1 protein-coding gene is annotated in these 911 nt (G+C 43.6%); it reads right to left on the reverse strand.

Features of this window, described 5'->3' with window-relative positions:
* Positions 1-18: 18 nt before the first annotated feature.
* The coding region (locus tag ACT3RN_RS15850; protein ID WP_444518841.1) for an IS3 family transposase at positions 19-911 on the reverse strand (893 nt) is incomplete at its 5' end.

Consider the following 911-nt stretch of genomic DNA (forward strand, 5'->3'; position numbering starts at 1 on the left):
AAACTTGGGAGATTTTAATTACGCAGCCTGACGATAGTAGTCAAACCACACCTGTCTTGGCGCTCGATAGCCCAAGCCCTTTTGAATCCTAGTCTGATTATAATACAGCTCAATATACCCAATGATATCGCTAGTGGCTGCAAACCTCGTTTTATAATCTTGATGATATACTAGTTCATTCTTCAAGACGCCCCAGAAGCTTTCTATAGGTGCGTTGTCATAGCAATTACCTTTGCCGCTCATTGAGCCTGTAAACTTATGCTGCTCGATAATCTTATGGTACGCATGGCTACAATATTGGCTACCTCTATCTGAATGAACAATCAGTCCTTGAGTAGGTCGTTTGTTCTTGATTGCCATATTGAGTGCACGGCATACTAAATCAGCGGTCATGCGCTTATTGATAGCGTAGCCGACAAGCTCTTTGGTGTATAAATCTTTCACTCCAGCTAAATATAACCAGCCCTCAGCAGTCCAGATATAGGTAATGTCGCTGACCCATGCTTCGTTAGGACGCTTAGCGTCAAACCTCTGATCTAAAACATTGTCATAGACCAGCTTGTTGTGGTTTGAGTCAGTAGTGACTTTAAAGCGCTTATGACGACGGCATTTGATGCCGTGTTCCTCTTTGATGCTTCTTACCATATACAGGCTAATGTTGTGGCCTTGTTTGCTTAGATGAGCATGCAATCGATCTACGCCATAACGTTCTTTCATTTCACTGTGAGCGGCTTTAACTAGTAGCTCGCACTGATTGCGGTGTACCTGCTGTTCGCTGATGTCACGACTTAGCCAATCGTAGTAGCTTGAGGGCTTAACGCTTAATACACGGCACATAGTAGTGGTGCTAAATATCTGACGATTGTCTTTGATAAAAGCGTACTTTACGGGCTGTTTTTCGCGAAGTACGC

It is taken from the genome of Psychrobacter sp. AOP5-GZ1-6 (assembly GCF_052376345.1).
Taxonomy (GTDB): Bacteria; Pseudomonadota; Gammaproteobacteria; order Pseudomonadales; family Moraxellaceae; genus Psychrobacter.